The following is a 253-nucleotide window of genomic DNA, read 5'->3' as shown; positions in this document are numbered from 1 at the left end:
TAGTTCGGACGGATCTCCGCGATCATGCGCACCGCACGCTCGCGAAGCTCAGCAGGGTAAGGGGACGGACGTGCCATGACTCGATCCTCTCAGGGAATCGAGCCTCCATCAGACCCGGAGCGGTTCAAGAACCGGTGCACCGCCTTCCATGGCGGGTAGTCGGCAGGCAGCGCGGGCCACTTCACGCCGTTGTCCACCACGTAGCGGATCGCGTCGAGTATGTCCCGGTGGCAGTACTCCTCCGGCCGGCCGC

Annotated in this window: 1 protein-coding gene; it reads right to left on the bottom strand. The window is 65.6% G+C overall.

The genetic code is table 11. From position 1 onward, the window contains the following. Positions 1-89 precede the first annotated feature (89 nt). Positions 90-253 (bottom strand): transposase (locus MTQ10_RS31100; protein WP_374117736.1); only part of this gene is annotated, 164 nt, incomplete at its 5' end.

Source organism: Streptomyces sp. XM83C (assembly GCF_023072675.1).
In the GTDB taxonomy this organism is placed as follows: domain Bacteria; phylum Actinomycetota; class Actinomycetes; order Streptomycetales; family Streptomycetaceae; genus Streptomyces; species Streptomyces thermocoprophilus.
Note: the sequence above shows the minus strand (reverse complement) of the source record. Positions and strands in the feature narration are given on the sequence as shown.